The 20,799-nt window shown below is 70.3% G+C and carries 22 protein-coding genes; 12 read left to right on the top strand and 10 right to left on the bottom strand.

The genetic code is table 11. The annotated features are described in order from the left end of the window. Positions 1 to 40 precede the first annotated feature (40 nt). From ABZ880_RS25815 to ABZ880_RS25840, 6 genes are all read left to right on the top strand, one after another. On the top strand, positions 41 to 1,099 hold the full coding sequence (locus ABZ880_RS25815; RefSeq protein WP_361267042.1) for a BMP family ABC transporter substrate-binding protein: 1,059 nt from the start codon (positions 41 to 43) through the stop codon (positions 1,097 to 1,099). 201 nt (positions 1,100 to 1,300) lie between these two features. After that, positions 1,301 to 2,836, top strand: a complete 1,536-nt coding sequence (locus ABZ880_RS25820; RefSeq protein WP_361267130.1) for an ABC transporter ATP-binding protein — start codon at positions 1,301 to 1,303, stop codon at positions 2,834 to 2,836. After that, a complete protein-coding gene (locus ABZ880_RS25825; RefSeq protein WP_361267044.1) occupies positions 2,833 to 3,960 on the top strand; it encodes an ABC transporter permease in 1,128 nt (375 codons plus the stop codon). Before ABZ880_RS25820 ends, ABZ880_RS25825 begins: the two co-directional genes overlap by 4 nt. Beyond that, complete coding sequence (locus ABZ880_RS25830; RefSeq protein ID WP_361267046.1) at positions 3,960 to 5,246, top strand: ABC transporter permease; 1,287 nt, start codon at positions 3,960 to 3,962, stop codon at positions 5,244 to 5,246. The genes ABZ880_RS25825 and ABZ880_RS25830 overlap by 1 nt, the downstream gene beginning before the upstream one ends. Then, positions 5,243 to 5,644, top strand: a complete 402-nt coding sequence (locus ABZ880_RS25835; protein ID WP_361267048.1) for a cytidine deaminase — start codon at positions 5,243 to 5,245, stop codon at positions 5,642 to 5,644. Before ABZ880_RS25830 ends, ABZ880_RS25835 begins: the two co-directional genes overlap by 4 nt. Positions 5,645 to 5,735: 91 nt before the next feature. Continuing rightward, positions 5,736 to 7,013 carry a thymidine phosphorylase gene (locus tag ABZ880_RS25840; RefSeq protein ID WP_361267132.1) on the top strand — a complete coding sequence of 426 codons (1,278 nt, stop codon included), beginning with the start codon at positions 5,736 to 5,738 and terminating at the stop codon, positions 7,011 to 7,013. Positions 7,014 to 7,076: 63 nt separating this feature from the next. On the opposite strand, the gene ABZ880_RS25845 is transcribed toward ABZ880_RS25840, so the two are convergent. Next, entirely contained in the window at positions 7,077 to 7,997 is a 921-nt protein-coding gene (locus ABZ880_RS25845; RefSeq protein ID WP_361267050.1) for an AEC family transporter, read from the bottom strand. A 147-nt stretch (positions 7,998 to 8,144) separates the two neighbouring features. Here ABZ880_RS25845 and ABZ880_RS25850 point away from each other — a divergent pair, with 147 nt between their 5' ends. Beyond that, positions 8,145 to 8,534, top strand: coding sequence for an STAS domain-containing protein (locus ABZ880_RS25850; RefSeq protein ID WP_361267052.1), 390 nt, complete (start codon positions 8,145 to 8,147; stop codon positions 8,532 to 8,534). Here the strand turns inward: ABZ880_RS25850 and ABZ880_RS25855 are convergent. Further along, positions 8,418 to 9,440 (bottom strand): sigma-70 family RNA polymerase sigma factor, encoded by a 1,023-nt coding sequence (locus ABZ880_RS25855; RefSeq protein ID WP_361267054.1) that lies wholly within the window; start codon positions 9,438 to 9,440, stop codon positions 8,418 to 8,420. The two genes, ABZ880_RS25850 and ABZ880_RS25855, sit on opposite strands and share 117 nt — an antisense overlap. Before the next feature lie 174 nt (positions 9,441 to 9,614). Next, positions 9,615 to 10,895, bottom strand: a complete 1,281-nt coding sequence (locus tag ABZ880_RS25860) for an MFS transporter (RefSeq protein ID WP_361267056.1) — start codon at positions 10,893 to 10,895, stop codon at positions 9,615 to 9,617. Between the two features lie 63 nt (positions 10,896 to 10,958). On the opposite strand from ABZ880_RS25860, the gene ABZ880_RS25865 reads away from it, so the two are divergent. Beyond that, the gene (locus tag ABZ880_RS25865; RefSeq protein WP_361267058.1) at positions 10,959 to 11,921 is read left to right on the top strand and encodes a LysR substrate-binding domain-containing protein; all 963 of its coding nucleotides are present in this window, start codon (positions 10,959 to 10,961) and stop codon (positions 11,919 to 11,921) included. Between the two features lie 114 nt (positions 11,922 to 12,035). On the opposite strand, the gene ABZ880_RS25870 is transcribed toward ABZ880_RS25865, so the two are convergent. Further along, on the bottom strand, positions 12,036 to 12,797 hold the full coding sequence (locus tag ABZ880_RS25870; RefSeq protein ID WP_361267060.1) for an alpha/beta hydrolase: 762 nt from the start codon (positions 12,795 to 12,797) through the stop codon (positions 12,036 to 12,038). A gap of 113 nt (positions 12,798 to 12,910) precedes the next feature. Here ABZ880_RS25870 and ABZ880_RS25875 point away from each other — a divergent pair, with 113 nt between their 5' ends. Together ABZ880_RS25875 and ABZ880_RS25880 are read left to right on the top strand one after the other, a co-directional pair. Continuing rightward, the gene (locus ABZ880_RS25875) at positions 12,911 to 14,074 is read left to right on the top strand and encodes an adenosine deaminase (protein ID WP_361267062.1); all 1,164 of its coding nucleotides are present in this window, start codon (positions 12,911 to 12,913) and stop codon (positions 14,072 to 14,074) included. 138 nt (positions 14,075 to 14,212) lie between these two features. Next, positions 14,213 to 14,557: an ATP-binding protein gene (locus ABZ880_RS25880; RefSeq protein ID WP_361267064.1), complete on the top strand. Its 345-nt coding sequence runs from the start codon at positions 14,213 to 14,215 to the stop codon at positions 14,555 to 14,557. Between the two features lie 75 nt (positions 14,558 to 14,632). Here ABZ880_RS25880 and ABZ880_RS25885 read toward each other — a convergent pair whose 3' ends face one another. From ABZ880_RS25885 to afsQ1, 5 genes are all read right to left on the bottom strand, one after another. Further along, positions 14,633 to 14,836: a PspC domain-containing protein gene (locus ABZ880_RS25885; protein ID WP_266520687.1), complete on the bottom strand. Its 204-nt coding sequence runs from the start codon at positions 14,834 to 14,836 to the stop codon at positions 14,633 to 14,635. 94 nt (positions 14,837 to 14,930) lie between these two features. Further along, entirely contained in the window at positions 14,931 to 15,482 is a 552-nt protein-coding gene (locus ABZ880_RS25890; protein ID WP_361267066.1) for a VanZ family protein, read from the bottom strand. A gap of 82 nt (positions 15,483 to 15,564) precedes the next feature. Next, positions 15,565 to 16,167, bottom strand: coding sequence for a hypothetical protein (locus ABZ880_RS25895; RefSeq protein ID WP_361267068.1), 603 nt, complete (start codon positions 16,165 to 16,167; stop codon positions 15,565 to 15,567). Next, positions 16,167 to 17,726, bottom strand: a complete 1,560-nt coding sequence (locus ABZ880_RS25900) for a HAMP domain-containing sensor histidine kinase (protein ID WP_361267070.1) — start codon at positions 17,724 to 17,726, stop codon at positions 16,167 to 16,169. Before ABZ880_RS25900 ends, ABZ880_RS25895 begins: the two co-directional genes overlap by 1 nt. Beyond that, complete coding sequence (gene afsQ1, locus ABZ880_RS25905) at positions 17,723 to 18,400, bottom strand: two-component system response regulator AfsQ1 (protein WP_020141253.1); 678 nt, start codon at positions 18,398 to 18,400, stop codon at positions 17,723 to 17,725. Before afsQ1 ends, ABZ880_RS25900 begins: the two co-directional genes overlap by 4 nt. Positions 18,401 to 18,630: 230 nt before the next feature. Between afsQ1 and ABZ880_RS25910 the strand changes: the two genes are divergently transcribed. Next, positions 18,631 to 19,374, top strand: a complete 744-nt coding sequence (locus tag ABZ880_RS25910) for a SigE family RNA polymerase sigma factor (RefSeq protein ID WP_361267072.1) — start codon at positions 18,631 to 18,633, stop codon at positions 19,372 to 19,374. Positions 19,375 to 19,577: 203 nt separating this feature from the next. Here the strand turns inward: ABZ880_RS25910 and ABZ880_RS25915 are convergent, their stop codons facing one another. Continuing rightward, a complete protein-coding gene (locus ABZ880_RS25915) occupies positions 19,578 to 20,213 on the bottom strand; it encodes a uridine kinase (protein ID WP_361267074.1) in 636 nt (211 codons plus the stop codon). A 127-nt stretch (positions 20,214 to 20,340) separates the two neighbouring features. Between ABZ880_RS25915 and ABZ880_RS25920 the strand changes: the two genes are divergently transcribed. Further along, complete coding sequence (locus ABZ880_RS25920) at positions 20,341 to 20,742, top strand: hypothetical protein (RefSeq protein WP_361267076.1); 402 nt, start codon at positions 20,341 to 20,343, stop codon at positions 20,740 to 20,742. The last annotated feature ends 57 nt before the right edge of the window (positions 20,743 to 20,799 follow it).

Raw genomic sequence — 20,799 nt, forward strand, 5'->3', positions numbered from 1 at the left:
AGCGCCGACAAGGCGCTCAGGTCAGGTGAAGGAGCCTCCCGTGCGCCGGGTAGCCAAGCTTTCCGCTGCGTGTATCGCCACCGCAGCTCTTGCACTGACTGCCACTGCCTGTGGCAGCACCTCGTCCGAGAAGGACAGCTCGTCCTCCTCCGCCTCCGCCGGCGGAGGCAAGGGCATCAAGATCGGTCTCGCCTACGACGTCGGTGGCCGTGGTGACCGTTCCTTCAACGACTCCGCCGCGCGCGGTGCCGACAAGGCCGAGAAGGAGTTCGGCGGTTCCATCAAGGAGCTGACCGCCAAGAGCTCCGACACCGAGGCCGACCGCGAGCAGCGCCTGACCGACCTGGCGGACGCCGGCTACAACCCCATCGTCGCCGTCGGCTTCTCCTACGCCACCTCGGTCGACAAGGTCGCCGCCAAGTACCCGAAGGTCAGCTTCGGTCTCATCGACTCGGTCGCGACCGCCAAGAACGTCGACAGCATCACCTTCACCGAGGAGCAGGGCTCCTACCTGGCCGGTGTCGCCGCGGCGCTGAAGACCAAGAAGGACCACGTCGGCTTCATCGGCGGCGTGGACACCCCGCTGATCAAGAAGTTCGCGGCGGGCTACGTCCAGGGCGTCAAGGACACCAACTCCAAGGTCAAGGTCGACGTCCAGTACCTGACCCACGGCTCCGACCTGTCCGGCTTCGCCAGCCCCGACAAGGGCAAGGAGGCCGCGTCCGGCATGCTCGACAACGGCGCCGACGTGATCTACGCCGCGGCCGGCTCCTCCGGCAACGGCTCGATCGAGGCCGTCTCCGGCGTCAAGGGCGCCTGGGCCATCGGCGTGGACTCCGACCAGTACAACATCCCGGGTCTGTCCAAGTACAAGAACTCGATCCTGACCTCGATGGTCAAGAACGTCGACGTCGGCGTCTACGACTTCGTCAAGTCCGTGCACGACGGCAAGCCGCTGACGGGCAACCAGATCTACTCCCTCGCCAAGGGCGGTGTCGGCCTGGCCACCAGCGGTGGCTTCATCGACGACATCAAGACCCAGCTGGACGCCGCGAAGAAGAAGATCGTCGACGGCACCGTCAAGGTCAAGACCAGCTGACCTGACGGTTCCCGCGGGAACCCGGGCTCGGCGAGGGGGGCTCGACAAACCCCCTCGTCGAGCCATAACAATGTGTCAACTCTACGCGTGTAGCACGGAGTTGCCGCGCTAGCGTCGCCGACGCCTGCCCTCCCCTACGCAGCCCCTTTTCCCCGAGGAGAGTGCGCCATCAACGCGTCCAGCCCTCCCGCTGCCGTCGAACTGCGCGGCATCACCAAGCGATTCCCCGGTGTCGTGGCCAACAAGGACATCGACATCACCGTCCGCACGGGCACCGTCCATGCCCTGTGCGGTGAGAACGGCGCCGGCAAGTCCACCCTGATGAAGATCCTCTACGGCATGCAGCAGCCGGACGAGGGCACCATCACGGTGAACGGCGAGACGGTCACCTTCCACAACCCCGCCGACGCCATCGCCCGCGGCATCGGCATGGTGCACCAGCACTTCATGCTCGCCGACAACCTCACCGTCCTGGAGAACGTCGTCCTCGGCGCGGAGAAGCTGTACGGCATCGGTGCCAAGGCCCGCACGAAGATCAAGGAGATCTCGGACGCGTACGGCCTGAACGTCCGCCCCGACGTCCTGCTGGAGGAGCTCGGCGTCGCCGACCGCCAGCGGGTGGAGATCCTCAAGGTCCTCTACCGCGGCGCCAAGACCCTCATCCTCGACGAGCCCACCGCCGTGCTCGTGCCGCAGGAGGTCGACGCGCTCTTCGACAACCTGCGCGAGCTCAAGGCCGAGGGCCTCACCGTCATCTTCATCTCCCACAAGCTGGGCGAAGTCCTCTCCGTGGCCGACGAGATCACCGTCATCCGCCGCGGCACCACCGTCGCCACGGTCGAGCCGGCCGGCACCACCCCCAAGCAGCTCGCCGAGCTGATGGTCGGCAGCGAACTGCCCACGCCGGAGACCCAGGAGTCGACGGTCACGGACGTCCCGCTGCTCAAGGTCGACAAGCTGCACCTGAGCCAGCTCGACCTCGACGGCGTCGAGCGCGTCATCCTCGACGCGATCTCCCTCACCATCCACAAGGGCGAGGTCCTCGGCATCGCCGGCGTGGAGGGCAACGGCCAGTCCGAGCTGGTCGAGGCGATCATGGGCATCCGCGACCCCGACGCGGGCGTCATCACCCTCGACGGCACCGACATCTCCCACGCCCCCACCCGCGACCGCCGCGAGGCGGGCGTCGGCTACATCCCCGAGGACCGCCACCGCCACGGCCTGCTCCTCGAGGCCCCGCTGTGGGAGAACCGCATCCTCGGCCATGTCACCGAGCGGCCCAACTCCCGCGGCCAGCTGCTCGACATCAAGGCGGCCCGCACCGACACCCAGCGCATCATCCAGGCGTACGACGTCCGCACGCCCGGCATCGACGTCACGGCCGCCTCCCTCTCCGGCGGCAACCAGCAGAAGCTGATCGTCGGCCGCGAGATGAGCCACTCGCCCAAGCTGCTCATCGCCGCCCACCCCACCCGCGGTGTGGACGTCGGCGCCCAGGCCGCGATCTGGGACCACATCCGCGAGGCCCGCCGCGAGGGCCTGGCCGTGCTGCTGATCTCCGCCGACCTGGACGAGCTCATCGGGCTCTCCGACAACCTGCGGGTGATGTACCGCGGCCGCCTGGTCGCCGACGCCGACCCCGCCACGATCACCCCCGAGGAGCTGGGCTCCGCCATGACGGGTGCGGCCACCGGCCACCTGGAGCACACAGAGGACGACGAGGACGACGCCCGATGAACAAGCTGACCCAACGCATCGACAAGGAGCGGCTGCTCCTCGGCATCGCGGCGCCGCTGCTGGCGATCGTCGCCGCGCTCGTCGTCACGGCCCTGGTCATCCTCGCCACCGGCAAGAACCCGGGCGACGCCTTCAGTGACATGATCACCTACGGCACCGCCAGCGACAGCCAGGTCTACATCCTGAACAAGGCGACGACGTACTACCTGGCGGGTGTCTCGGTGGCCATCGGCTTCCGTATGAACCTGTTCAACATCGGCGTCGACGGCCAGTACCGCATCGCCGCGTTCTTCGCCGCCGTCCTCGGCGGCGCGCTGACCGTGCCCGGCTGGATCGCCATCCCGCTGATCATCCTGTGCGCCATGGCGACCGGTGCCCTGTGGGCGGCCATCGCGGGTGTCCTCAAGGTGACGCGAGGCGTCAGCGAGGTCATCTCGACGATCATGCTGAACTCGATCGCGACGGCGATCATCGCCTACCTGCTGCAGCCCGGGAAGCTCGCCGAGCTGCAGAGCGGCGGCACGGTCATCTCCACCAAGCCGCTGCCGGAGTCCTCGTACTTCTTCCAGATCGACACCGGCGCGGCGGGCGAGCTGTGGGGCTTCATCGTCATCGCCGTGGTCATCGGTGTCGCGTACTGGTTCGTGCTCGGCCGCACCCGCTTCGGCTTCGACCTGCGCACCGTCGGCCAGTCCGAGAGCGCGGCCACCGCGAGCGGTGTCTCCGTCAAGAAGATGGTCGCCACCAGCATGGTCATCTCCGGTGCGGTGGCCGGTCTGATCGGCATGCCGACCCTGCTCAACGACAGCCACCAGTTCAGCAACGACTTCCCGTCGGGCATCGGCTTCACCGGTATCGCCATCGCGCTGCTCGGCCGCAACAACCCCGTCGGCATCGCGCTCGGCGCGCTCCTGTGGGGCTTCCTGGAGCGCACCACCAACCACCTGGAGTTCCAGGGCTACGACAAGGAGATCCTCGGCGTCATCCAGGGCGTCATCGTCCTGTGCGTCGTCATCGCCTACGAGCTCGTACGCCGCTACGGCCTCCGGCGCCAGCAGCAGCGGGTCGGCGCCGAGCTCGCCGCCCAGGCCGCCGCCCCGACCAAGAAGCAGGAGGTGGCGTGATGACTGCCACGATGACCGACACGCCGCCCCCCGCGGCTCCCAAGGCGGACACCGAACGCGGCCGCTCGGGCCGCTCGGTCGGCCAGATCCTCATGATCGTCGCCGGCGCGCTGCTGCTCGTCGCCGCGGTCCGCGTCATCACCGGCTCCAACCAGCTCACCTCCGAGGGCCAGGTCTCCGCCGCGCTCGGCCTCGCCGTGCCGATCGGTCTCGCCGGTCTGGCCGGCCTCTGGTCGGAGCGCTCCGGTGTGGTCAACATCGGCCTCGAGGGCATGATGATCCTCGGCACCTTCGGCGCCGGCTGGATCGGCTGGCAGTCCAACCCGTGGCTCGGCCTGCTGTGCGGCATCGGCTTCGGTGTCCTCGGTGGCCTGGTGCACGCGGTCGCGACCATCACCTTCGGCGTCGACCACATCGTCTCCGGTGTCGCGGTCAACCTGCTCGCACTCGGCACCACCCAGTACCTCGCCAAGATCTTCTTCTCGGAGGGCAAGGCGGCCGACGCCGGCGGCAACCCCAAGCAGTCCCCGCCGGTGGACTCGCTGCCCAACATCGACGTGCCGGGCCTGTCGGACGGCCTCAAGTCCCTCGAGAACCACCACTGGTTCCTGATCTCCGACATCGCCGGCATCCTCGGCGGTCTGGTCACCGACCTGTCCGTGGTGACGCTCTTCGCCGTGCTGCTGTTCATCGGCAGCTGGTGGCTGCTGTGGCGCACTTCGTTCGGTCTGCGGCTGCGCTCCTGCGGTGAGAACCCGATCGCCGCGGAGTCCCTCGGCGTCAACGTCTACCGGTACAAGTACGCGGCCGTCGCCGTCTCCGGCGGCCTGGCCGGCCTCGGTGGCGCCTTCCTCGCGCTGGTCACCTCGCACACCTACCTCGAGGCCCAGACCGGTGGACGCGGCTACATCGGTCTCGCCGCCATGATCTTCGGCAACTGGCGACCGGGCGGACTCGCGATGGGCGCGGGCCTGTTCGGCTACTCCGACGCGCTGCAGCTGCGCAACGGCGGCGAGACCGTCCACGCGCTGCTGCTCCTGCTGGTGGTGCTGCTCGTGGCGATGGCCGGCTGGAAGCTGTACAAGAAGGCGCACTGGCAGGGCGGGATCAGCCTCATGGTGGGCGCTGGTGTCCTGGTCTGGTACCTGGTCACCGACGAGGTCCCGAACGACTTCGTGGGCGCCACGCCGTACGTCGTCACCCTGCTGGTGCTGTCGCTGTCCGCGCAGCGCCTGCGGATGCCCAAGGCCGACGGCATGCGCTACCGGAAGGGCCAGGGCAAGTGACCACGCCGGCCGCCGTCGACTGGGAGGCACTGCGCGAGCTGGCCCGCGAGGCCATGTCCCACGCGTACGCCCCCTACTCGGGCTTCCCTGTCGGGGTCGCCGCCCTGGTCGACGACGGCCGCACGGTCTCCGGCTGCAACGTCGAGAACGCCTCCTACGGCCTCGGCCTGTGCGCCGAGTGCGGTCTGGTCTCGGAGCTGCAGCGCACGGGCGGCGGCCGCCTGACGCACTTCACCTGCGTCGACGGCCGGGGCGAGATCCTGGTCCCGTGCGGCCGCTGCCGTCAGCTGCTGTACGAGTTCGGGGGCCCCGACCTGCTGCTGGAGACCCCGGCGGGGATCCTGACGCTGTCGCAGATGCTCCCGCAGGCCTTCGGGCCGGAGCACCTCACCAAGTAACTCCCGTACGGCCCCTCCGAGTTGTTCAAGTGACCGGCTCAGAGGGGCCGTACGACTTCTGGAACCTTCGGAAGGAAAGCAAGCCATGGCCATGGACGCCATCTCCGTCATCCGCACCAAGCGGGACCGCGGCGAGCTCAGCGACGAGCAGATCGACTGGGTCATCGACGCGTACACCCGCGGGGAGGTCGCCGACGAGCAGATGTCCGCGCTCGCCATGGCGATCCTCCTCAACGGCATGAACCGCCGTGAGATCGCCCGCTGGACGGCCGCGATGATCGCGTCCGGCGAGCGCATGGACTTCTCGTCCCTGTCCCGCCCGACGGCCGACAAGCACTCGACGGGCGGCGTCGGCGACAAGATCACCCTCCCGCTGGCGCCCCTGGTGGCGGCCTGCGGCGCGGCCGTGCCCCAGCTCTCGGGCCGGGGCCTCGGCCACACCGGCGGCACGCTGGACAAGCTGGAGTCGATCCCCGGCTGGCGCGCGCTGCTGTCGAACGAGGAGATGCTCTCCGTGCTGGACGGCACCGGCGCGGTGATCTGCGCGGCGGGCGACGGCCTGGCTCCCGCGGACAAGAAGCTGTACGCACTCCGGGACGTCACCGGCACCGTCGAGGCGATCCCGCTCATCGCCTCCTCGATCATGTCGAAGAAGATCGCGGAGGGCACGGGCTCCCTGGTCCTGGACGTCAAGGTGGGCACGGGCGCCTTCATGAAGACGATCGAGGACGCACGGGAGTTGGCGTCCACGATGGTGGGCCTCGGCACGGACCACGGCGTGAGGACGGTGGCCCTTCTGACGGACATGTCCACCCCTCTGGGCCTCACCGCCGGAAACGCCCTGGAGGTCCGCGAGTCGGTGGAGGTCCTGGCGGGCGGCGGCCCGTCGGACGTGGTGGAACTGACCATCGCCCTGGCCCGCGAGATGCTCGACGCGGCCGGCGTGAAGGACGCCGACCCGGCGAAGGCCCTGGCCGACGGCTCGGCGATGGACGTCTGGCGCCGCATGATCGCGGCCCAGGGCGGCGACCCGGACGCCGAGCTGCCGGTGGCGCGCGAGCAGCACGTCATCAAGGCCCCGTCGAGCGGTGTCCTCACCCGCCTCGACGCCTACGACATCGGCGTCGCCGCCTGGCGCCTGGGCGCGGGCCGTGCCCGCAAGGAGGACCCGGTGCAGGCGGGCGCGGGCGTGGAACTGCACGCGAAGCCCGGCGACACGGTGACCGAGGGCCAGCCCCTGCTGACCCTCCACACGGACACCCCGGAGCGCTTCGAGTACGCGCTGCAGGCGGTGGAGGGCTCGTACGACATCGGGGCGGCGGGCACGGAGTTCTCGGCTTCGCCGGTGGTGCTGGAGCGCATCGCCTGACGTTGCCGCATGTTCTGCGAGGGGCCGTTCCCACGGGGCCGGCCCCTCCGGCTCGGGCGGGGGTCAGCCGAGCAGAGCCGCCACCACGACCAGCACCGGCACCGACAGCACCGTCGACAGCAGGATCGAGTCCCGCGCCAACCCCTCCGCCACCCGGTAGCGGCTCGCGTACGTGTACAGGTTCTGCGCCGCCGGCAGCGCCGACGTCACCACCACGTCGAGGAGTTGGTGGCCGTGCAGGCCGAACACCCCCGTCGCCAGCGCCCACGCAGCCACCGGCTGGCCCACCGCCTTGAGGGCCACCGAGAGGAACACCGGACCCCGGTCGGCGCCCCGCCCCGGCATCGTGCTGCCGCACAGCGAGATGCCGAAGGCCAGCAGGACCGCCGGGACCGACATGTTGCCGATGAGCGTCACCGGGTCCATGACCGGGTCCGGCACCCTCAGCCCGGTCGCCGCGACCGCGACGCCCGCGAGGGAGCCGACGGCGATCGGGTTCCGCAACGGCGTGAGCAGCCGCAGCCACAGCGGGCCCTTCTCGCCCTTGCCGGACAGGTCGAGGATCGTCAGGGCGATCGGGGTCAGCGCGATGATCTGGAACAGCAGCACCGGCGCCACCAGCGAGGCGTCGCCCAGCACATACACGGCGATCGGGATGCCGAGGTTGCCGGAGTTGACGTAACTGGAGCACAGGGCGCCGATAGTGGTGCGCCCGATGCCCCAGCCCCGTACGACACCGACGGCGACGAAGACCCCGGCCGCGGCGGCCGTGCTCATCGCCGTCACCAGGAGCCGGCTGGAGAAGATCACCGACAGGTCGGCCTTCGCGAGCGTCGTGAACAGGAGCGCCGGGGAGGCCACATGGAAGGCCAGCTTGGTCAGGACCTCGCGGCCGTGTTCGCCGAGGTGCCCCTGCCGTCCGATGACATAGCCCACGCCGATGACGACCACGATGACCGCGAAGCCCGTCAGCACCCCCTGCACGGCGCCCCCTCGACGGGATGGAGGAGGCCGTCGGGTAACCAGGGCGGTGCTGATGCTTGGGGCATACACCCAACCCTCTTGGGAACGAGGGGAGCGGGTCAATGTGATCCCGGTCCGCGGACACGCCCGGTGTTCGGGCGGGCCGCGATGAGTTCCGTCCGTCCGCCCGGTCTACCGCTCGTGGACGCCCCTATGACACCCGCCGTACTCGTGCTGCCCGGCCCCGTCACCCGTGACGAGGTGACAGGGCTGTGCGAGGACGTGCGCGCGCTGCTGGAGTCCACCGGGGCCGCGGTCGTGGTGGTGGACGTCGCCGCGATCGGGCCACCGGGACTCGGGGCCGTGGACCTGCTCGCGCGGCTGGAGCTGGCCGCCCGGCGGGCCGGAGGCCGTGTCCGGCTGCGCGACCCGGCCCCCTCCCTACGCGCCCTCCTCGACCTGGTCGGACTCCGCTTCGAGGTGGAGGGGCAGGCCGAACAGCGGGAACCACCGCTTCGTGTCGAGGAAGAAGTGGAACCCGGTGAGCCGGCCGTCTGATATCTCCAGCACCTGCACCGCCCACGGGGTGTAGCCGCCCTCCTCCGGGTCCGGCTTGTACTGGGCGAAGCCCGGCAGTCCGTTGACCTGCACCGGGACCAGTCGTGAGCCCTCGCAGGCGGAGCCCAGCGTCGTCATGAAGCCGGTGATGTCGTCGTGGCCCGTCAGCCACAGGTCGAACGGCGGCATCGTCATCACGGCGTCCTCGTGCAGCAGGGCCGTGAGCGCCGTCATGTCGTAGCCCTCGAAGGCCGCGACGTACCGGTCGAGCAGCTTCTGCTGCTCCGGGTCGAGCGGGTCGGAGACGGCGGCGCCGGAGGCCTTCTCGGTGTCCCGTTCGGCGAGCGTGGCCCGGGCCCGCTGCAGTGCGCTGTTGACCGACGCGACCGAGGTGTCGAGCAGTTCGGCGACCTCGCTCGCCTTCCACGCCAGCACCTCGCGCAGGATCAGCACGGCGCGCTGCTTGGCCGGCAGCTGCTGCAGCGCAGCCATGAAGGCGAGCCGCACTGACTCCTTGGCCACGGCGGCCTCCGCGGGGTCCTCGACGGTCGGCAGGACACGGGCGTCCGGCATCGGCTCGAGCCAGGTGTTGTCGGGCCGGGGCGAGAGGGCGGCCTGAGCGAGGGGCGTGGACTCGCTGAGGTCCATGGGCCGGGCGCGCTTGTTGCCCGCGGTCAGCATGTCCAGGCACACATTGGTCGCGATCCGGTACAGCCACGACCGCAGACTCGAGCGGCCCTCGAACTTCTCGTAACTTCGCCAGGCGCGGACCATCGTGTCCTGCACCGCGTCCTCGGCCTCGAAGGAGGAGCCGAGCATGCGGTAGCAGTACCCGGTCAGCTCGACGCGGTGCTTCTCCAGCCTGACGTCGAGATCCGCTGTCGTAGTCGCCGTACCGTCGCTCATCGTCCACCCACCCCTGTGGCCGTTCTGTGTCGCGCCTTTGCGCCCCAGCACGTCCGAAGCTAGCGCAGCCCACTGACAACGGCCCCCGGAGCAGAAGAACACCCAGGTGGAAAGGGCAGTCCCCCTGGCCGACCGACCTCGGCCAGGGGGAAGAAGGGGGAGGGAACGTACGGCTCAGGCCGTCAGGAGCCGCTGCTGGGCCCGAGCCGCACGCGTTCCGAGGACGGTGATCGTCACGACGCCCAGCACCGCCAGCAGCCCGACCCCCACCGTCCCGGCCCAGCCGCCGGCGTGGAAGGCCACCGCCCCGACCGTGGAGCCCGCGCTGGACCCCACGTAGTACGCCGACTGGTACAGCGCCGAAGCCTGCGCACGCCCGCTCGTGGCCGTCTTGCTCACCGCCGACGAAGCCACCGCGTGCCCCGCGAAGAAGCCCGCAGTGATCAGCACCAGCCCCAGCAGCACCGGCACCAGAGACCGGGCCAGGGACAGCACCAGCCCCGTCGCCGTCGTACCGCCCGCCAGGTACAGCGCCCCACGGCGGCCCAGTCGGCCCACCAGCCGCCCCGCCGTGGACGCCGACACCGTACCCACCAGGTACACCAGGAAGATCGACCCGATGACACCCTGCGGGAGCGAGAACGGCGCCTCCGTCAGCCGGTAGCCGATCACCGTGTAGACGCCGCCGAAGACCGTCATGAACAGCGCACCGATCGCGTACAGCCGGCACAGCAGCGGGTTGGAGAGGTGGTCACGGACCGTCCGCGCGAGCACCCGCGGCCGCAGCGACCCCGCGACGAAGTGCCGCGGCGCCGGCAGCAGCAGCCGGAACGCCACCGCACACGCCACCGCGATCGCACCGATCACGCCGACGGCGACCCGCCAGCCCCACTCCTGCGCGACCCATCCGGTGATGACCCGGCCGCTCATGCCGCCGACACTGTTGCCCGCGACGAACAGCCCGATCGCCGTGACCAGCGCCTTCGGCCGGACCTCCTCGGCGAGATACGCCGTCGCCGACGCCGGCAGCCCCGCCAGCGCCGCACCCTGCAGCCCGCGCAGCACCACCAGCACGCCCAGCGAAGGCGCGAAGGGAACCAGCAGCCCCACGGTCACCGCGACCGCCAGCGAGCCGGTCATCACCGCACGGCGTCCGAACCGCTCCGACAGCGCGCTCATCGGCAGCACGAACAGCGCCAGCCCACCGGTCGCCGCCGCCACCGTCCAGCTCGCCTCGCTCGCCGCCACCCCGAACTCACCCGAGATCAGCGGCAGCAGAGCCTGCGTGGAGTACAGCAGCGCGAAGGTCGCCACGCCCGCGAGGAAGAGCGCGAAACTCATCCGCCGATAGCCGGGCCCACCAGGAGCCATGCGCGCATCGGCGGCCGAGTCGGAGGCGGAAGGGGACGATACGGCGCCCACGACGGTGGACGCCCCGGTACTGGCGGGAGACATGCCTCGAAGCTACGTACGCTCCCGCTCATCCGTCCAATGCATGGAATCGCCATAATCGTTCCCATGGTGCATCAACACAGCTCACAGCCTCGACTGTCACCGTCCAGTGACACAGAAGACATGGCGGACATGGCGCGGCTGCTCGCCCCGCGCCTCGCGCACTTCGCCGGTGTGGCCCGCACCGAGCACGTCACCCGGGCCGCGCAGGAACTCCAGGTCCCCCAGTCGACCCTCTCCCGCGCGATGGTCCGCCTCGAACAGGACCTGGGCGTCGACCTGTTCGCCCGCCGCGGCCGCACGGTCTCCCTCACCCCGGCCGGCCGCACCTTCCTCACCCACGTCGAACGCGCCCTCGCCGAGATCGAGCGCGCCGCCGAGGAGGTCCGCGCCGACGCCGACCCGGCCACCGGCAAGGTCGCCTTCGGCTTCCTGCACACGATGGGCGCGGAAACCGTCCCGGGCCTCATCCAGGCCTTCCGCGTCGACCACCCGCGCGTCCGCTTCAGCCTCGTCCAGAACTACGGCGAGGCGATGCTGGAGAAGCTCCGCGCAGGCGAACTCGACCTCTGCCTCACCTCCCCGGTCCCCGACGCCCCCGACCTCGTGGCCCGCCGCCTGGACGAACAGAAACTCCGCCTGGTCGTCCCCGCCGACCACGCCCTCGCCACCCGCCGCCGCATCCGTCTCGCGGAAGCCGCCGAAGAAACCTTCGTCACCCTCGAACCGGGCTACGGCCTGCGCCGCATCACGGACGACCTGTGCCGGGAGGCCGGCTTCAAGCCTCGTATCGCGTTCGAGGGCGAGGAAGCGGAGACCCTGCGAGGCCTGGTTGCAGCAGGCCTGGGCGTAGCCCTCCTCCCCCCACCGGCCTTCCCCCGCCCGGGAGTTGCGGAACTGACGGTCACGGCTCCGAGAGCGGCACGCGAGATCGGCGTGGCCTGGCTGGACGGCCACCCGGACACACCCCCGGTGGCAGCCTTCAAGAAGTTCCTGCTCTCGAGAAGAGGCAACTTGCTACCCACCTGAGCGGCGGCAGGCTTTTTTGGGGGCGCGGGGCTGTACCGATCTGCGGCTCCGCCGCGTGGGCGCGAGCAACCACGAACAACCCGCAGACCGGCGACGATCCACACCCCAACGGCGCTACCGACGCAACGACTTCCCGAACCCCGCGGCCAAGGGCATCCGCAACCCCAACGGCGGCGGAGCCGCCAACGCATCTTCAACAGGCCGCGCAAAAGCCCGCCCGAACAACGCCCCCATCACGAAGTCCTCAGCGAGCGCATGCACTTCCCCCCGGTACTGATGCAACCCGTGCCCGTCCGCATGCACTTCGAACCGACACACATCCCGGTTCGCCTTCTTCGCCCGAGCCGCCAGCCGAAACGACAACTCCGGATCGGTCCGCTCGTCATTCGTACCGTGAATGATGAGCACGCGCCGCCCCACCAACTGCTTCACCGGTTCCGGCGAAGCCGCCACGTCCTCCTCCGGCAGCCAAGGAGCGATCGCCAGCACGGAGTTGACGGCCTCGTGCCCGCCCGCGTGCAGCGCGGCCCGCCCGCCCATGTCGAGCCCGGCGAGACAGACGGGCACGTCCCCGTACAGCCGTACGGCCTCGTCGGCGGCCCAGGACGCATCGCGCGCGAGGTGCGCCTCGGCGCCGTTCCAGCCCCGGTAGCGGTAGTGGACGACATGGGTGGCCAGGCCCTCGTCACGGCCTGCCCGGGCCAGGCGGCGGCCCAACGCCCTTACGGATGCCGTCGCCAGCATGGGGGACGGTCTGCGGGCCGACTCCTCGTCACCGCCGGGGAGCAGCAGCACCACTCCGCTCACCGCCGTCGGCTCCGGGCCGAGTGCCCTCCCCAGCCGGGCCCGTCGAACCGGCGTCGCTTGGTGTGCCATGACAGAACAGTGTCAGAAGCGCCGGTGTACGCCACCCCTACTTGCGGTCACCGTTACGTATCGACGGAGTTGTACAACGCGCGATCTACGCGCGTAGGAGTTAGAGTGCGGAAATGACGAGCCAGACTGCCCCGCTGGGGAACACCCCGAGCTCGGATCAGATCCGCCGGGCGCCCAAGGTTCTGCTGCACGACCACCTCGACGGCGGCCTCCGTCCGGGGACGATCGTCGAACTCGCCCGCGAGACGGGCTATGACCGCCTTCCCGAAACCGACCCCGACAAGCTGGGCATCTGGTTCCGGGAGGCCGCCGACTCCGGTTCGCTGGAGCGGTACTTGGAGACCTTCTCCCACACCGTCGGCGTCATGCAGACCCGGGACGCGCTCGTCCGGGTCGCCCGCGAGTGCGCCGAGGACCTCGCCGCGGACGGTGTCGTCTACGCCGAGGTCCGGTACGCCCCCGAGCAGCACCTCGAGAAGGGCCTGACCCTCGAGGAGGTCGTCGAGGCCGTCAACGGGGGCTTCCGGGAAGGGGAGCGGCTCGCCAGGGAGAACGGCCACCGCATCCGCGTCGGCGCCCTGCTCACCGCCATGCGGCACGCCGCCCGCGCCCTGGAGATCGCCGAACTCGCCAACCGCTACCGGGACCTGGGGGTGGTCGGCTTCGACATCGCGGGCGCGGAGGCCGGTTACCCGCCCACCCGGCACCTCGACGCCTTCGAGTATCTGAAGCGCGAGAACAACCACTTCACCATCCACGCCGGCGAGGCCTTCGGGCTGCCCTCCATCTGGCAGGCCCTGCAGTGGTGCGGCGCCGACCGCCTCGGACACGGCGTGCGCATCATCGACGACATCCAGGTGCACGCCGACGGCTCGGTGAAGCTCGGGCGGCTCGCCTCGTACGTACGGGACAAGCGCATTCCACTGGAGCTGTGCCCGAGCTCCAATCTGCAGACCGGCGCGGCGTCCTCGTACGCCGAACACCCGATCGGGCTGCTGCGCCGACTGCACTTCCGTGCGACCGTAAATACGGACAACCGTCTCATGTCCGGCACGAGTATGAGCCGGGAATTCGAGCACCTTGTCGGCGCATTCGGTTACACGCTCGACGACATGCAGTGGTTCTCCGTCAATGCGATGAAATCAGCGTTCATTCCTTTCGATGAACGACTGGCGATGATCAATGACGTCGTCAAGCCCGGATATGCCGAGCTGAAGTCCGAATGGCTGTTCCAGCAGACCGCCTCCACCAGCGGTTCTGTGATCTCGGAGGACTGATTCGAGAAATTGGGGTGCATGGAATGCGGACGGGTATTCACAACCCGTCCGCATTTCGATGTTTGCCGCGGATGGGCTCGCATGTTTACGGTCGGGTACCGCTCACATCCCCGTAACCCATTTTCGAGGACGCATTTTATGAAGCAGTCTGCTGCCAAGACCCTCGGTGTCGCCGCGCTCGGTGCCGCCTTCGCCGCCACGGGCGCGGGCGCCGCGAACGCGGCCCCGGCGGTCCCGGACGCAACCGGCACGCTGAACACCGTCACCCAGGCGCTCCCGGGGGAGGGCCTCACGCACGCGATGCCGGCTGCCCAGCAGGCGGTGACGCAGGGCAAGCCCGCGATCGAGCGTGGCCTCGCGTCCGTGCAGCCGTCCGCCCGCAAGGCGCTCGCCGACGGTCCGACCATGCCGGTCTCCGGGCTCCTCGGCGGCCTGCCGATGCAGCCCGGTCTGCCCCAGGTGAACGGTGCACCGGTCGGCTGACCCGCCCCTGAACGCGCCGATGGGGCGCACCCCTTGGACACGGGGTGCGCCCCATCGGCGTGTCTGTGCAGGCGATCACCAGGCGGTGCGCGCGGCCTTGTCCTCGGAGGGCAGCAGGATCCACAGCGCTATGTAGAGCAGGAACTGCGGGCCCGGCAGCAGGCAGGAGAGCAGGAAGATCACCCGCATCGTGGTCGCGGAGGTGCCGAAGCGCCGCGCCAGCGCTGCGCACACTCCGCCGATCATGCGGCCGTTGGTGGGGCGGGCAAGGGCGGACATGTGCGGCTCCTTCGTGAGCGTCGAAGAGAGGCGGCCCGTGTGGCTTCCTCATCTGCCTGCAACGCTACGGAGACGAAGGGCGCAAAGCGTCGCTCTACGGTGCGATCCCGACCCTGGGAAACGTCGGGGTTCGACCCTGAGTCGCTTCCTCCTGGCGTACGGCGGCGCTTGCCCGGCGCTCGGACCTGCGGCGCAGCCACGCACGGGCGGCCGGGACGACGGCGAGATGGGCGAGGGCCACGCCCACGGTGTTCATCAGCAGCGAGTCGATGTCCGGGGCGCGGCCCGGCACACCGGTCTGCAGAAGCAGGATGCCGAGCGAGACCAGCGCACCGGCTGCGACCGTGCGGACCAGGGAGGCGAGCGGGAAGGCCCACAGCCGGCCGTGGACCGCCGGGAGCAGCACGCCCAGCGGCGCGAGCAGGCCGACGCTTTCGGCGATACGGCGGGCCGCCTCCGGCCAGCCCAGGGCCAGGTCGGCCCGGATGCCGGCAAAGGGATGCAGGTTGGGCGGCAGCACCCAGGGCACGTCCAGCGGCCGCAGTGTGAGCCAGGCGACGAACGCGAGGTGTGCGACGAGGAGGACACCCCCTGTCGCACGGATGCGGATCGCGGCGCTGCCGCCGATGGAGCCTTGACGCTGCACGCCCCCCTAGACGCGGCCTGCGGCAGGATCGGTTCCGGCTCGCCCGTACGTACCTGTATGAGGCTTCCGCCACACCGGTACGTCAGCCGCCCGTAACCTGGCCCGACGGCGGCTGCTCCGTCCCCGGCCGGGAGCGGACCTCGTCCGTGCACTCGTAGCGGCGCAGCGGTTCCTTGCCGGGGCCGCCGAGGATGACCGAGCCGTCGCCCTCGGCCGCCGCCGAGCCGGAGAACGTACAGACGACCTGGGCGAGCGCGTAGGACGTGAGGTCCTCGGGCGGGCTGCTCAGCCGCAGCGTGTCCTCCGGGTCGCCGTGGCGCGGGCCGCTGACGTTCATGCCGCCCCGTACGTCCGTGGTGTACCCGGCCTCCTTCTCGGCCGCCGACGGCGTCGCCGCGAGCTGGTCGAGCAGCCCCTGGGCCACCAGCACCCGCCGCTGGGAGTCCGCGGTGCCGTCCGGGACCCGTACCGTCCGGTCGACGGCGACCAGCGACGAGCCGCACAGCAGGAACACCTGCACCGGCAGCCCGCGCGAGGCCTGCGTGGAGACGTCCGGCTCGGCCAGCGAGCACAGCACCTTCGAGGGCGCCGCCCCGGCGTCCGTGGGCACCTCCGTGGCCCGGATCCCGCAGCCGGCCAGGAGTACGGCGAGCAGGGGCAGCGCGGCCAGTCGGCGTACGTTCATCAGGCGTCCCCCTTCTTTCCCTCGCCGTCGGCCTCCTCGGTCAGGGAGGACGCGTCCCGCGGCAGCCGCAGCGTGAACACCGCACCTCCGTCGGGGGAGTTGGCGGCGGTGATCTCGCCGCCGTGGATGTGGGCGTTCTCCAGGGCGATGGACAGGCCCAGGCCGCTGCCCTCGGAGCGCGGCCGGGAGGCGCTCGCCTTGTAGAACCGGTCGAAGACGTGCGGCAGGACGTCCTCGGGGATGCCGGGCCCGTGGTCGCGCACCTCGATGACGATCTCCTCGTCCGCCACCCGCACCGCCACCCGCACCGGCGACCCGCCGTGCTTGAGGGCGTTGCCGATGAGGTTGGCGAGGATGACGTCCAGGCGGCGCGGGTCGAGGCGGGCGTGGATGCCGCGCTCGGCGTCCAGGTCCACCGCGTCCAGCCAGGCGCGGGCGTCGATGCAGGCGGTGATCTGGTCGGCGATGTCGACGTCGTCCAGGACCAGCCGGGCGGTGCCCGCGTCGAAGCGGGTGACCTCCATGAGGTTCTCGACGAGGTCGTTCAGCCGCCGGGTCTCACTGACGACGAGCCGTACGGCCGGCTCGATCATCGGGTCCATCGACCCGGACTCCGCCTCCAGCTCCTCTTCCAGGATCTCGGTCACCGCGGTGATCGCAGTGAGCGGCGTACGGAGTTCATGGCTCATGTCCGCGACGAAGCGCCGCGACGCCTCGTCCCGCGTGGCCATGTCGTCGACCCGCTTCTCCAGCGCCTCGGCCGCGTCGTTGAACGTCCGTGACAGATCGGCGAGTTCGTCGGTCCCGGACACCCTGAGCCGGGTGTCGAGCTTGCCCTCGCCGAGTCGGCGGGCGGCGACACCCAGCCGCTGCACCGGCTTCAGTACGGTCGAGGCGGCGGCCTGCGCGAGCAGCGCCGAGCCGACCAGCGCGAGACCGGTGGCGATCCCCAGCGACCAGGCAAGGGAGTTGAGGTCCTTGGCCTCCGGCTCCAGCGACTTCACCATGTAGCCGGTCGCCCCGCCGGCGATCACCTTCGCACCGGCCACCAGATACGGCGTGCCGTGGTCGACGACGCGCTGCCAGTACAGGTGGTACGGGTACTTGTTGCCGGAGTCGACCGTCTGCTGCTTGGTCACCGCGGCGCGCAGCGACTTGGGCACGTCCTGCAGCGAGAAGCCGTCGAGCCCGCCCGAACTGCCGTAGACCGTCTTGCCTTCGGGGTTCCGGGCGACGAGCAGCACGCTGAAGCGCTGGCTGCTGTTCGCCATCTGGCCCGCGGTGTGCTGCAGTTCGTCCTGGGTCGGGTGTGTGGGCAGGGTGCCCGCGCGGGTCTGCATCGCCTGCCGGAAGTCGGCGAGCACCGCGTCCTGGGTGCGGGAGAGCACCGCCTCGCGGTTGAGCCAGTAGGCGATCCCGGACGCGGACACGGCCGCGGTGAGCGCCACCAGGCCGAACACGACGACCAGGCGGAGCCGGAGACTGGTGAAGCGCAGCCGTGAAATATGTCCCTTGCGAGTCGCGGCCCAGCCGCGAACCCCCCCTTGCGCTTCGGTCACTGAGGCGTGTCCAGCCGGTAACCCACGCCGCGCACGGTACGGATCAGCGTCGGGGACGACGGCACGTCCTCGACCTTGGCGCGCAGCCGCTGCACACACGCGTCCACCAGCCGGGAGTCGCCGAGGTAGTCGTGCTCCCACACCAGCCGCAGCAACTGCTGCCGGGAGAGCGCCTGGCCGGGCCGCCGGCTCAGCTCCAGCAGCAGTCTGAGCTCGGTCGGCGTGAGCTGCAGGTCCTCGCCGTTCTTCGTCACGGTCATCGCGGCGCGGTCGATGACCAGGCTGCCGAAGCTCGCCGCGTCGGTCGACTCCCGCTCGCCGCGCCGCAGCACGGCCCGGATCCGGGCGTCCAGCACCCGCCCCTGGATCGGCTTGACCACATAGTCGTCCGCGCCGGACTCCAGCCCGACCACCACGTCGATGTCGTCACTGCGCGCGGTCAGCAGAATGATGGGCAGCTGGTCCGTGCGCCGGATGCGCCGGCACACCTCGAACCCGTCGATGCCGGGCAGCATCACGTCCAGCACGATCAGGTCCGGCCGCTGCTCGCGCAGGAGCTTCAGACCGTCCTCACCGGTGGCAGCGGTGGCAACCCGGTGTCCCTGGCGCGTAAGAGACAGCTCCAGGGCCGTACGGATGGCGTCGTCGTCCTCGATCAGCAACAGGGAAGGCACGGGGCTCATTCTGGCCCATCAGGGGGTGTGTTTCGACACCTGTACGGCTACGTGCACATACGGCTCCTCTCTGTGAGCGGACTGTGCTTCCGATACGACCGACCCCTGTGACAGGTCTGTGACAGTCGGCGGACACGGCCATGAAGGTGCGAGGGCAAGCTTTTCGGCACAGGCAAGGAAGCACCGCCTGAGCAAGCCGAACACCGGAAGTCCACGACGGGGGGCGCGAGATGAACACGCTGCACAGCACCAGCACTAGCGCAGTGATCACGCGTCTCCACGACGTGAACGGGGGCCGGGGTTCCGAGAAGTCCGGTGCCGTGAGCGGGCGGGGGTGCGCTCGCGGCGCCGGGCGTCAGCACACCGCGTACATGACGGTGGTTGACGGTTTCACGGGGGAACCGCACGGGGGAAGCGCGTACAGGGAGGACACGGGGGAACGTCGTTCGCTGTCGGAGGCGGAGTTCACCGCCTACGTCCAGGAGCGCCGCGCCTCCCTGTACGCAACCGCCTACCACCTGACCGGTGACCGCTTCGAGGCCGAGGACCTGCTGCAGAGCGCGCTGTTCTCGACGTACAAGGCCTGGGACCGGATCAGCGACAAGGCCGCGGTCGGGGGCTACCTCCGCCGCACCATGACGAACCTGCACATCAGCGCGTGGCGCCGCCGCAAGCTGAACGAATACCCGACCGAGGAACTGCCGGAGACGCCCGGCGACACGGACGCGATGCGCGGCACCGAACTGCGCGCGGTCCTGTGGCAGGCGCTGGCCCGGCTGCCCGAACTCCAGCGCACCATGCTGGTCCTTCGCTACTACGAGGGCCGCACGGACCCGGAGATCGCGGAGATCCTCGACATCAGTGTCGGCACGGTGAAGTCCAGCATCTGGCGCTCCCTGCGCCGGCTGCGCGAGGACGAGGTCCTCAGCTTCGGCCGTGACGAGGAGGACGCCTTCGGGGAGCTCGTCGCCTGAGGGTCGGGGGGGAGCAAGTAACACGGGGGAAGCAAGTAACGGGGGAAACACGGGGTACTGCGGGGGAGCGGTACCGGGGGGGATCAACGGGGTCACGGGGGACCACGGGGGTCACGGGGGAAGCACCACCACGGGGGAGCACAAAAGAAGCGGGACTGGAGGGCCGGGGGGTCCATCCAGTCCCGCTTTTCGTTGTGCGCGGCTCAGCTCGTGGGCGTGGCCGCCGGGCGCCGGCCCACCGCTGCCGCCGCGAGGCGGCTCAGGGCCTCGTCACGGTCGCAGGCGTGGGCGCCGAGGGCGGTCTGGCGGGCGACGATTCCGCGTTCCAGGCGCATCAGGCGCCAGCCGCGGCGGAGCAGGAAAGGCACCGACTTGCGCCCCTCCTTGAGGTCCCGCACAAAGCGGCGGCGGAACGTCCTGACCGGACCGCGGCTCAGGCACAGAGCATCCGCCAGCAGCCCCAACTCCCGGCAGCGCCCGACTATCTCGGCCGCGAACACGCCCTCCGCGACGAACAGCGGCGTCCGGCCGATGTCGACGCTCGCCTCGCCGGTGCGGGCGCTGAGCGAGATGTCGTAGACGGGGATCTTCGTACGGCCCGTGCGGCACAGTTCGGCTATCGCGGCGACCGCGACGTCCGTGTCCCAGGAGTCCGGGTGGTCCCAGTCGATGTCGGAGCTCCCCGCCACCAGTGGCAGCGTCGGGTCGTCACCCTCCTTGTAGAAGTCGTCGAGGCGCAGCACGGGGAGGCCGGAGCGGGCGGCGACGAGGGACTTGCCCGAGCCCGAGGGGCCACAGAGCAGCACGACGCGGGCGGGGGAGGGGAGATGGATGCTCACGGGACACCAGTTTGACGTATTCCGTACGCCCTGCCGACCCTGCGGGTCGGCTTTGGAGTGCGCATCACACCTCAACTACCCTTCGTGTCGACCCGATTACCCAGCGCATCAGAAGGTGGCATCAGCCATGGCTCGACACGCGTCCCCGATCAACCCCACCGCCCAGCGCGCCCTGATCGCCCTCGCAACCGCATCGGCGGCGCTCGGCGCGGGCGCGGCGACGGCTTCCGCCGGCACGGAGCCGTCGGTGGACGTGATGGGCATCCGCCCGACCTCGCTCAGCAAGATCGACCAGAACAGCATTGCGGAGCCGACCCGTTACGTCACCGGCTCCCGCCACGGCCTCAAGAGCGCCCCGGCCACCCGCGGCGCCGCCGACCCGAAGAACCCCGGCTTCGACGTCCCGCTCACCGGGCTGACCGGCCCGGTCACCCAGACTGGTCCGGTCGGCGCCGTCCCGACCCTGGAGCAGTTCGCGAACCTGCTGGGCGGGGGCAGCGGCGAGTCCGCGGTCGGTTCGTTCAGCTGACGGCGCAGCGCACGAGAGAGAGCCGCGTCTTCCCCGGACGGAGGGAGGACGCGGCTC

The sequence above is a fragment of the Streptomyces sp. NPDC047043 genome (genome assembly GCF_040644055.1).
Classification (GTDB): Bacteria; Actinomycetota; Actinomycetes; order Streptomycetales; family Streptomycetaceae; genus Streptomyces.

Bases quoted from the DNA above. Each gene is read 5' to 3' on its own strand.
- ABZ880_RS25880 (WP_361267064.1), top strand. From the start codon at position 14,213: ATGAAGCAGTCTGCTGCCAAGACCCTCGGTGTCGCCGCGCTCGGTGCC.
- ABZ880_RS25850 (WP_361267052.1), top strand. From the start codon at position 8,145: ATGAGTTCCGTCCGTCCGCCCGGTCTACCGCTCGTGGACGCCCCTATG.
- ABZ880_RS25885 (WP_266520687.1), bottom strand. From the start codon at position 14,836: ATGTCCGCCCTTGCCCGCCCCACCAACGGCCGCATGATCGGCGGAGTG.
- ABZ880_RS25855 (WP_361267054.1), bottom strand. From the start codon at position 9,440: ATGAGCGACGGTACGGCGACTACGACAGCGGATCTCGACGTCAGGCTG.
- ABZ880_RS25920 (WP_361267076.1), top strand. From the start codon at position 20,341: ATGGCTCGACACGCGTCCCCGATCAACCCCACCGCCCAGCGCGCCCTG.
- ABZ880_RS25875 (WP_361267062.1), top strand. From the start codon at position 12,911: ATGACGAGCCAGACTGCCCCGCTGGGGAACACCCCGAGCTCGGATCAG.
- ABZ880_RS25840 (WP_361267132.1), top strand. From the start codon at position 5,736: ATGGACGCCATCTCCGTCATCCGCACCAAGCGGGACCGCGGCGAGCTC.
- ABZ880_RS25870 (WP_361267060.1), bottom strand. From the start codon at position 12,797: ATGGCACACCAAGCGACGCCGGTTCGACGGGCCCGGCTGGGGAGGGCA.
- ABZ880_RS25865 (WP_361267058.1), top strand. From the start codon at position 10,959: ATGGTGCATCAACACAGCTCACAGCCTCGACTGTCACCGTCCAGTGAC.
- ABZ880_RS25825 (WP_361267044.1), top strand. From the start codon at position 2,833: ATGAACAAGCTGACCCAACGCATCGACAAGGAGCGGCTGCTCCTCGGC.
- ABZ880_RS25910 (WP_361267072.1), top strand. From the start codon at position 18,631: ATGAACACGCTGCACAGCACCAGCACTAGCGCAGTGATCACGCGTCTC.
- ABZ880_RS25895 (WP_361267068.1), bottom strand. From the start codon at position 16,167: ATGAACGTACGCCGACTGGCCGCGCTGCCCCTGCTCGCCGTACTCCTG.
- ABZ880_RS25860 (WP_361267056.1), bottom strand. From the start codon at position 10,895: ATGTCTCCCGCCAGTACCGGGGCGTCCACCGTCGTGGGCGCCGTATCG.
- ABZ880_RS25830 (WP_361267046.1), top strand. From the start codon at position 3,960: ATGACTGCCACGATGACCGACACGCCGCCCCCCGCGGCTCCCAAGGCG.